Annotated in this window: 10 protein-coding genes; 6 read left to right on the top strand and 4 right to left on the bottom strand. The window is 70.7% G+C overall.

Annotated features, from left to right (window positions below; translation table 11 throughout):
- The coding region (locus tag VFZ20_RS00690) for a hypothetical protein (protein ID WP_329681886.1) at nucleotides 1-771 on the top strand (771 nt) is incomplete at its 5' end.
- Between the two features lie 67 nt (nucleotides 772-838).
- Here the strand turns inward: VFZ20_RS00690 and VFZ20_RS00685 are convergent.
- Nucleotides 839-1,285 carry a hypothetical protein gene (locus VFZ20_RS00685; RefSeq protein WP_329681885.1) on the bottom strand — a complete coding sequence of 149 codons (447 nt, stop codon included), beginning with the start codon at nucleotides 1,283-1,285 and terminating at the stop codon, nucleotides 839-841.
- Nucleotides 1,286-1,460: 175 nt separating this feature from the next.
- Between VFZ20_RS00685 and VFZ20_RS00680 the strand changes: the two genes are divergently transcribed.
- Nucleotides 1,461-1,853: a hypothetical protein gene (locus tag VFZ20_RS00680; protein ID WP_329681884.1), complete on the top strand. Its 393-nt coding sequence runs from the start codon at nucleotides 1,461-1,463 to the stop codon at nucleotides 1,851-1,853.
- A 77-nt stretch (nucleotides 1,854-1,930) separates the two neighbouring features.
- Here VFZ20_RS00680 and tadA read toward each other — a convergent pair whose 3' ends face one another.
- The 3 genes from tadA to gltX form a co-directional block, all read right to left on the bottom strand.
- A complete protein-coding gene (gene tadA, locus VFZ20_RS00675) occupies nucleotides 1,931-2,476 on the bottom strand; it encodes a tRNA adenosine(34) deaminase TadA (RefSeq protein WP_329681883.1) in 546 nt (181 codons plus the stop codon).
- Nucleotides 2,477-2,565: 89 nt separating this feature from the next.
- Nucleotides 2,566-3,222: a transcriptional repressor LexA gene (lexA, locus tag VFZ20_RS00670; RefSeq protein WP_329681882.1), complete on the bottom strand. Its 657-nt coding sequence runs from the start codon at nucleotides 3,220-3,222 to the stop codon at nucleotides 2,566-2,568.
- Nucleotides 3,223-3,502: 280 nt separating this feature from the next.
- Entirely contained in the window at nucleotides 3,503-4,945 is a 1,443-nt protein-coding gene (gene gltX / locus VFZ20_RS00665; protein WP_329681881.1) for a glutamate--tRNA ligase, read from the bottom strand.
- Nucleotides 4,946-5,074: 129 nt separating this feature from the next.
- On the opposite strand from gltX, the gene VFZ20_RS00660 reads away from it, so the two are divergent.
- From VFZ20_RS00660 to VFZ20_RS00645, 4 genes are all read left to right on the top strand, one after another.
- A complete protein-coding gene (locus VFZ20_RS00660; protein ID WP_329681880.1) occupies nucleotides 5,075-5,770 on the top strand; it encodes a PDZ domain-containing protein in 696 nt (231 codons plus the stop codon).
- A gap of 515 nt (nucleotides 5,771-6,285) precedes the next feature.
- Nucleotides 6,286-6,519 carry a hypothetical protein gene (locus VFZ20_RS00655; protein ID WP_329681879.1) on the top strand — a complete coding sequence of 78 codons (234 nt, stop codon included), beginning with the start codon at nucleotides 6,286-6,288 and terminating at the stop codon, nucleotides 6,517-6,519.
- 99 nt (nucleotides 6,520-6,618) lie between these two features.
- Nucleotides 6,619-7,065, top strand: coding sequence for a PDZ domain-containing protein (locus tag VFZ20_RS00650; RefSeq protein ID WP_329681878.1), 447 nt, complete (start codon nucleotides 6,619-6,621; stop codon nucleotides 7,063-7,065).
- Nucleotides 7,066-7,081: 16 nt separating this feature from the next.
- Nucleotides 7,082-9,447: carboxypeptidase-like regulatory domain-containing protein (locus VFZ20_RS00645; protein WP_329681877.1), on the top strand; the 2,366-nt coding region annotated here is incomplete at its 3' end.

Here is a 9,447-nt window from a genome sequence, read left to right as displayed (position 1 = left end):
GACGGCGGAAACACGCGCTTTGCCGTCTACGATACCGCAGGCAGGCTCGTCACGACGCACCGGCGCGAAAACGACCGGGTGGTGTCGCCATGGCCGCTTGGCTTCGACACACGCGGCAACCTGTACGACCTGGGCTCCTCCGGTCAGGGCCGGGAGCTGATCGTACGATTCGGTCCCGGCCTGCAGCCGCTGGACACCTTCCTCCTGCCCGCGTTCGAGCTCCCGGCGTTCGAGGTGACCCACATGGAGGGCAACACGACCCGGATCGACATGATCACTGTGCCGTTCGCGGGTCTCCAGCAGTGGCGGATGGACCCGGAGGGCTTCGTCTGGGTGGGTGTGACGGACCGGTACCGCATCGAGCGCCACCGGTTCGACGGCACGGTCGATCGCGTCATCGAACGGAACGTGAAGCCGCGGCGGGTCACGCGCGAGCAGCGCAGGCGCGCCCTTGCCGGCCACGCGGACTTCGAGCGAAAGGGCGGCCGCATCGACGCGTCCCGTATCCCGCAGACGATGCCCGTCTTCCAAGGCTTCTTCTTCGACGACAAAGGAAATGTCTGGGTGATGCGCACCGGCGAAAGGAATCAGCCCAAGCCGGCGGACGTCTTCGACCGGACAGGGCGCTACCTCGGACAGGTGCTCCTGCCGACGCGCCTGCTGTCATCGCCCGCGCCGGTGGTGCGCGGCAGCCGGGTGGTGGGCGTGGTGCAGGACGAGGACCAGGTGGAGTCCGTCGTTGTCCTGCGGATCGAGAAACCGCGGCGCTGAATCGGATCTGCACGAAGCAAGGAGGCGAGGATCAACGCGCGATCCTCGCCTCCTTCCTTATCCGGCATCAGCTGGCGACGGCATCCGGGTCGGCGACGCGGGCCCCGAGCCAGACGCGCAGTAGCTCCGCGAGGGCAACGTACGCGTAGCCGAACACGAACGCGCACGTGGCGAGCAGGAGCAGCGTGCCGCCGGTGCCCTGGTGGGTCAGGTCCCCGTCCCAGGCGGCGTATCCGAGCACGCAGGCCGACAGCACGCCCGCGTATGTGAGCGGCGAGACGTAGATGGCCGTGCGGACGCTGCGCGCGTCCCTGCCCCACGACCACACCAGGAAGCCCAGCGCGAACAGCACGTACGGGATGCCGCCGATGAGCACCGAGTAGAACAGGAACATCAGCAGCGCGCCGACTGGCTGCGGGATGCGCGGCTCGGGCACCAGCGCGAGCAGCGAAAGCACGCCCGGGACGGCAAAGGGCAGCAGCAGCGCCCAGCGGTAGTAGTTCTGGATGGACATCCGCGGAAGCCTCGCGCCGAAGATCGATTTTGAACACGTTCAACCACGGGATCATGATAATCCCGGCCGCGCGGATGCGAAAGGGTTTCGTCACGGCGTGTGGATCAGCAGATTTGCGGCGTTGTACACCGGTGCGGTTCACGCTCGTCAGGATCCATCGAACGCGGGGGCAATCATGCGAAAAGCGCTTCCCATCTGCCTGCTCGTCGCCGCGGGGTGCGCGTCGGCGGGGGCGCCGGAGCCACAGGGGTTCTCCATCCGCCGGCTGTCGTCCTCCACGCCGGTCATCACCGCGGACCGCGTAAAGCATCGCCTTGTACAGGTGAGCACGGCATGCGAGACGAACGACCGTATGGCCGTGGGCGCGCCCGTGGCCCGCGCGTCCGGCACGCCGCCCACGACGCAGGCGCCGCGACGGCCGGGGGTCATGCCCAACGCGGGCACGTCCGGCAGCCTGTCGTACATCCCCAACGCCTGCCCCGTGACGGCCGGCCCGCTCGCCAACCGGAGCACGCCCGCCGTGCTGGCTGGGCCCGGGAACATTGTCCCGGTGCCGCCGCGGCCGTAGGCTGTCCGCCGGGATGAATGACAGAAAAAGGGCGAGGACCGCATCCGGTCCTCGCCCCATTTTTGTGCCCGCCGTGTTCAGCCGGCGTCCGCCGTGGCGCCGGGCGCGGCCTCGGGCGGCGGCTCGGCCGTGTCCTGCGGGTTCACGCGGTTGCGGCGCCGCGCGCGAAAAAAGGCGCGCAGCAGGTCGCCCGCCTCGTCCGCCAGCACGCCCGTGGTGAGCTGCACGCGGTGGTTGAGCCGCGGGTGCTGCACCAGGTTGGCCAGGGAGCCGCTCATCCCCGCCTTGGGATCGTGCGCGGCGAACACCAGGCGCGGAATGCGCGCCAGCACGATGGCGCCGGAGCACATGGCGCACGGCTCCAGCGTCACGTACAGCGTGCAGTCCAGCAGCCGCCACTCGCCCAATGCCTGGGCCGCGCGGCGGATGGCCACCATCTCGGCGTGGGCGCTGGGGTCCTGCAGGGTGTGCGTAAGGTTGTGCCCCGTGGCCACCACCTCCCCGCCCCGCACGATCACGGCGCCCACGGGCACCTCGCCCAGCGCTTCCGCCGCCCTGGCCTCGCGCAGGGCGTGCCGCATCCACTCCTCGTCCCGGTCCCGCAGCGCGTCGTCGCCCGTCATCGCCCAATTTGTGAAATCAACCGTTCCCCAACGCAAAGGACCCCGGCACAGGCCGGGGTCCTTGCGAGCCGCGTTCCAGCGTGGTGCGCTCAGTGCGCGCCCGTGACCACCGCCTCGGTGTGGGCCCGCGTAAAGCGGCGGTACATCCCCGTCACCCGTCCCAGCACGGTAAAGTCGTTGTGCTCGTGCACCAGGATGGGCGCGTAGCTCGTGTTGGCGGGCTCCAGCACCACCTTGCCGCCGTTGGCGAAGTAGCGCTTGACGGTGGCGTCGCCGTCCACCCGCGCGGCCACGATCTCGCCGTTCTGCAGGTCGGCCTCGTCCACGGGCTCCACGACCACGTAGTCGCCGGGAAGGATGCCCATGCCCGTCATGCTGTCGCCCTTGACCTCCAGCATGAACGCGTCGCTGCTGCCCACCAGCTTGCGGTCCAGCTCGAACGTGTCGTGCACGTCGTCGCGCAGCAGGGCCGGCACGCCCGCGGCGATGCGGCCGTACATGGGCACGTTCAGCACGCCGGGGGACAGGTTCATCCCCAGGATCTTCACCCCGCGCGAACGGCTGGCGTCGCGCTCGATGAAGCCCTTGTCGGCCAGGGACTGCAGGTGCTCGGAGACCGTCTTGGTGCTCTTGATCCCGAACCGCTTGCCGATCTCGCGGATGCTCGGCTGGTACGTGTTCTCCTTGAGGTAGTCCACAAGGTAGTTCAGGATCCTGCGCTCGATCTTGGACAGTGCCTCAGGCATGGCAGCCTCCACGGTTGGACGAGGGTTGTACTGCCTCCCCGGTAGTTTTCGGATTGGTAACGTTTTCACTGCGGCGGGAGCAGCCAGGGGGAGCCGCACGGGCCCATGCGCGTCCCCCCGCCTAAACCCCATCTCGTTTCGTCACGCGGCGATGCGCGGGGGAAACGTCCGCCGGGACCGATCGCGGTTTGTTTCCGCGTAGTCTGGCTTCGAGGCGCAACTTAGGCGCGGCCCCGACGGAAGTCAACGGTTTTGTGAAGCTTTGTGTACGGTGGCGTACCTAGGCCGCCGTTCCGGCCCCGATGCGCTCCCGCGCGTGGTCAATGCGGGCCAGCGCGCGGTCGCGTCCCAGCAGGTACACCACGTGGTCGATGCCCGGGCTGGCGGCCGATCCCGTGAGGGCCACGCGCAGCGGCTGCGCCACCTTGCCGAAGCCCACGCCCAGCCCCTCGGCGGCGGCGCGCAGGGCGCCCTCGATGCCCTCCAGCGTCCACGGCTCCACGGCCCGCAGGGCGTCGCGCACGGCGCCCAGCCGCTCCGACGTGGCGGGGTCCTTCCACTGCTTCTCCACGGCGCCCGGATCGTAGAACACCTCGTCCGTTAGGTAGACGCGCGCCTGCGCGGGGATCTCCGTCGTCTTGCGGACGCGCACCTTGATGAGCTCCAGCAGGTGCAGCAGCCAGTCGCGGCGCGTCTCCACGTCCGCCTGGGAGATCAGCCCCTCGGTCACCAGGAGGGGCGCGGCGATGGGCAGCAGCTCTTCGGCGGGCTTCTTCTCCAGGTAGCGGCCGTTCATCCACGCCAGCTTCTCCCGGTCGAAGATGGCGCCCTTCTTGTTGATGCGCTCCAGGCTGAACGCCTGCACGAGCTCGTCGCGGTCCATCACCTCGCGCTCGTCGCCGGGGTTCCACCCCAGGAAGGCGATGAAGTTGAACAGCGCCTCGGGCAGGAAGCCCTCGTCCGCGTAGTCGCCCACGGCCGTGGCGCCGTGCCGCTTGCTGAGCTTCTTGCCGTCGGGGCCCAGGATCATGGGCAGGTGCGCGAACGCCGGCACGGGCGCGCCCAGGGCCTGGTACAGCAGGATCTGCTTGGGCGTGTTGGGGATGTGGTCGTCGCCGCGGATGACGTGCGTGATGCGCATGTCGATGTCGTCCGAGACCACGGCCATGTTGTAGATGGGCGTGCCGTCCGTCCGCAGGATGATGAAGTCGTCGATGCTGGCGTTGTCGAAGCGCGTCTCGCCGTGCACCACGTCGTCCCACGCCGTGGTGCCCTCGGGGACGCGAAAGCGGATGGTGTGCGGCTCGCCCGCGTCCGCGCGCGCGTCGCTCTCCGCGGGCGGGATGGCGCGGCACTTCTGGTCGTAGCGGTACTCGTCGCCCACGGCGGCCTTCTTGGCCGCCAGCTCCTCGGCGGTGCAGAAGCAGCGGTACGCCTTCCCCTCGGCCAGCAGGCGCCGGGCCTCGGCCTTGTGGCGGTCAAAGCCGTCGGCCTGGTGGAACGGGCCCTCGTCCCAGGTAAGGCCCATCCACTTCATGCCGTCCAGGATGGTCTGCGTGCTCTCGTCGGTGCTGCGCTCGCGGTCGGTGTCCTCGATGCGCAGCACGAACACGCCGCCCAGCTTGCGGGCGATGAGCCAGTTGAACAGCGCCGTGCGGGCGCCGCCCAGGTGCAGGTAGCCCGTGGGGCTGGGGGCAAAGCGTACGCGGATGGGATCGGACATCGTCGGTCGATTGGTCGGGGCGAAGCGCCACGGCACGCGCCGAAGCGTCATGCATCACAGCCTGACAAGTTATGCAGACGTGCATGATCGTACCAGTCGGCGGACGTTCCGGCGTACAGGTAAAGGAGGATGGATCGCAAAGGCTTCCCCCCGTCTTATCCGGAACGATGGATCGCGCCGGCGGCAATCCGCGTACGCCTCTCTCCGATCCGTCGTGCGAGAGTGGAAATCGGGCGCGAACTCGGCCACATCTTTCGCATGCGATATCGAAGCTGCCGAGGTACTTTCCATCATACATCGCCTCCAATGCCTCCCCCCCTGGAGTACGGGGATGCGGAAGCCGCTTGCCTGCCTGAAAGGAAGGTCACGATGAACCGGGCGCCGATGATTCTCGCGCTGCTGGTTGCGGCCCTGGCACAGACCGCGGCCGCACAAACATCCTCGCCCGCAACGGATGCCTCTCGTTCACCCGCCGCGCCCGCGCCGGATCCGGGCGGCCCCCGCGGCGCCATCTTCGGATTCGTATACTCCGGCCGCCCGGTAGACGGGACCGGGATGCGGTGGGAGGACTATCCCGTCGTCCGCCACGTCTTTTCCGGCTCGCCGGCGGAGGCCGCGGGACTCCGGGTGGGGGATGCCATCCTGCGCGTGAACGGACGCGAGGGGACGGAGATGACGGCGTACCACGATCGCCGCGTGGGCAAGGCGTACACGCTCGTCGTGCAGCGAGGCATGCGGGAGGTGGAGGTCTCATTCACGCTGGTGGAGCCCACCTGGCCCGCCTCGGAGTGGACCCCGCCCGCTGAAACCTACTCGGCGCCCTGACCTGGGCGCCCGCACGTCCTTACCGAATGGGTCCCGGCACGATGGATCGCGCCAGTGGAGATCCGGGTACGCTCCTCCCCGGTTCGCCTTGCGGGGGCGGGAAATGGCGCGCACACTCGGCGAATCTGCAAGCGTGCGCGGCAACGGGGCGGGTGCAAGGCGCCAACCCGCGTTCAGCCGGGTGAGAAAATCCAGATCGCGTGTCCCACAGAACAGTCGGCGAGGAGAATCCGCGTAATGCGGAAGCCCTTACTTTCTTGCGCATGCAATACCCGAATGCCCGAACAACTTTCGATCCCGTACGTATCCCGCGCTTCCTTCCCCGAATCGGCAGGAATGCGCCACTCGGGTGCGATCGGGTCGACTTCGAAAATGTTAGCAGCTACGCCATTTTCTCATAGCAAGCCGTCGCAGAACGATACCCTTGCGGCCAATCCGCTACCGATCTAATGTGTCGATGCCGGCCGGCATCGTGTTCGTTCCATCATCCGTTCATTTCATTTCCGGGAGGTTTCATGAACACACTCCGCAGACTCAATGTGTCCGCCGCGCTCGTGGTGCTCGGCGGGAGCGTGTACCTGGCCACGCCGGCCAGGGCCGAGGCCGTGATGAGCTGCCCCGACCAGGAGTGGTACGCGGCGGCGGCACGGGCCAAGGAGTTCTGTGGTGGGCCGGCCTCATTTGCCGGGTACTGCGACAGCGGCGGCCAATTCGTGATCACCCAGGTTTACTGCACGAGCCCGTACTGATCCTCGCGCGCACGGCGGCCCGGGCCGAGCCCGGGCCGCCGTACGGACCTGTCGCACTTACGCTTGCCTGGAAGGAAGGTCGCGATGAACCGAGCGCCGATGATCCTCGTGCTGCTCCTTGCCGCCTGGGCCCCCGCCGCGCGCGCGCAGACCGCCGCGCCCACGACCGACGTGGCTCGTTCCATCAGCCCCACACCGACGCCGGACCCGGGTGGCCCTCGCGGCTCCAGGCTGGGATTCGTCTACTCAGGCCGGCCGGCCGATGGGAGCGGCCCCCCGCGCTGGGCGGACTACCCGGTCGTCCGCCATGTCTTTTCCGGCTCGCCCGCCCATGCCGCCGGGCTGCGCGTGGGCGATGCGATCCTGCGCGTGAACGGCCGCGACGGAGCGGAAGCCGCGGCTTATCACAACCCGCGCGTCGGCCAGACCTACAGGTTTGTCGTGCAGCGGGGGATGCGGGAGGTCGAGATCACCTACACGATCGTCGAGCCCACCTGGCCCGCCTCGGAATGGACCCCGCCCGCTGATTCCTACTCGGCGCCCTGATCCCGGGGGCGCCGCCATGTTTCCCCCCAATCCTCCCCGCGCACGCCCCTGGCGGCGCGCCACCACGTGGCTGACCGGCCTCGCGGCTCTTTTCCTCGCACTCTCCGCGGGCGGGCTGCAGGCGCAGCAGCTGCGCGGCCGCATCACCGGCCCCAACGGTGAGCCGGTAGCGGCGGCGCTGGTGCACGCCGCGTCCGCGTCCGACACGTCGCAATCGTGGACCCGCAGCGGCGAGGACGGGCGCTACGCCCTGCGCCTGCCGCCCGGCGGGCCGTGGATCGTGAGCGTGCAGCGCATCGGCTTCGCGCCGTACCGCGCCACGGTGGAGCGGGCGGACGCGGCGCACGACGTGACCCTTGCCGCGCGCGCCACGCTGCTGGACCGCGTGGAGGTGCGCGGCAGCCCGGCGGCCATCCGCAACACTCCCGGCGGCCCCGGCGGCCAGGCGTCGTCGCGCCCCGCCAGCACGCTGGAGTGGACGACGACCACGCCCGGCGACCTGGGCGAGGCCGCCCTCCTGGCCGAGGGCACCGTGCCCGTGGACGCGGGCGGCAGCGGCGTGCCGGGCGTCTCCATCGCCGGGCAGGCACCCGGCGCCAACCGCGTGACGGCGGACGGCGCGTCGTGGGGCGGCGCGTCGCTCCCGGCGGAGGGCGTGAAGTCCGTGGGCGTGGTCGCGGAGACGTACGACGTGGCCCGCGGCCAGTTCACGGGCGGGCACATCGCCGCCACGACGCACAGCGGCACGCGCGATCCCGGCGGCGCCATGCGGTTCCGGTTCGCGGGAAATCCCGGGGACTGGCTGGAGGACGCGCAGACGTCCTCGCCCGACGGGGTGCTGGGGCTGTTCAGCGGCGCGTACGGCGGGCCCGTCGGCGGGAGGCTGTTCGGCTTTACGGCCGTCCAGGCGTCGGTGCACGAGTGGGACGTGCGGCCCCTGACGGGGAACCCCGAAGGGACGCTGCGCGGCCGCGGGCTGGACCCGGATTCCGTGCGGCGCATGGACAACCTGCTGCGATCCGCCGGCCTGTCCGCGGCCGGCGAGGAGCAGGAGCGCGGCTACAACGTGGGCGGCCTGGCGCGGCTGGACTGGAAGCGGTTCACGGCGCACGACGTGGGGGTCCGGCTGGACTACCGGCGGTCCCGGCGGCCGCTGCCTCCCTCCCCCATGAACCTCACGGCCCCGGGCGGATGGAGCCGCGGCGAGGACGCCGGCGTGCTGGGCACCGTCGTGTCGCGCATCCGGACGACGACGAACGAACTGCGGGTGTACGGCGCCCGCGGCACGTCCAGCACCCGGCCGGACGAGGAGCTGCCGAGCGGGCTCGTGGGCGTGGGCGGGGACGGCGAGGGGATCGCCGGCCTGTCGTTCGGGGGCGGGCAGCAGATGAGCACGTCCTCGCGGCGCAGCCTGTTCGAGGCCAACGACGTCTTTCGCTGGACGTTCGGCGGCGGCGCGCAGCGGCTGCAGCTGGGCGGCACGTTGGGCGTGGAGCGGACGACGCTGGAGAGCGGGCCGGAGGCGTTCGGCACCTTCTACTTCCAGGACCTGCAGGCGCTGGAGGACGCGCGGCCCGCGCTGTTCACGCGGCGGCTGACGGGGCGTGACGCCGCGGCGGAATCGCGCTACGGCGCCGTGTTCGCCGGGCACACCTGGCAGGCGTCGCCGGACCTGGGGATCACCTGGGGCGTGCGGCTGGAGCACCTGGGCTACGGCGGCCGCGCGGACTACGATCCGGCGGTCGCCGCCGCGTTTCCGGGGCTGGAGCGCGGGATCCCCTCGTCGCTCGTCGCCAGCCCGCGCGTGGGCTTTCACTACGCCATCCCCCGCGCGACCGGAACCTCGTGGATCACCCTCCGCGGCGGCATTGGCCGGTTCGTGGGGCGCGTGCCCCTGGAAGGGCTGGCCCTGTCCGCGGGCGAGACGGGCGTGGAGGACCGCACGCTGGTGTGCGTGGGCGACGCGGCGCCGGCGGCGGACTGGGCGGCGCTCCGCGACCCGGCCAACGCGCCGCGGACCTGCGCCGACGGCGCCGCGGGCTCCGGCGACGTGCGGACGGCCACCGCGTTCGCCCCGGACTTCACCGCCCCGCGGCAGTGGCGCGCGTCGCTCTCGGGCGACTGGCAGCCCATCGCGCGCTTTCGCGTCGCCCTAGGCGGCACGGTGCTGCGCGGCGACGGACTGGCCACGGCGCGGGACCTGAACCTGCCGGACGCGCCCGCGTTCACGCTGGACGCGGAGGCGGGCCGCGGCGTCTACGCGCCCGCCGGGATGATCGACCCGGGAACGGGACTGGTGCCCCCGCTGGCCGGGCGCCCCCACGCGGGGCTGGGGACGGTGCGGCGCATCGGCGGCGAAGCGCGCTCCGGGACCACGCAGCT

The sequence above is a fragment of the Longimicrobium sp. genome (assembly GCF_036280135.1).
In the GTDB taxonomy this organism is placed as follows: Bacteria; Gemmatimonadota; Gemmatimonadetes; order Longimicrobiales; family Longimicrobiaceae; genus Longimicrobium.
Note: the sequence above shows the minus strand (reverse complement) of the source record. Positions and strands in the feature narration are given on the sequence as shown.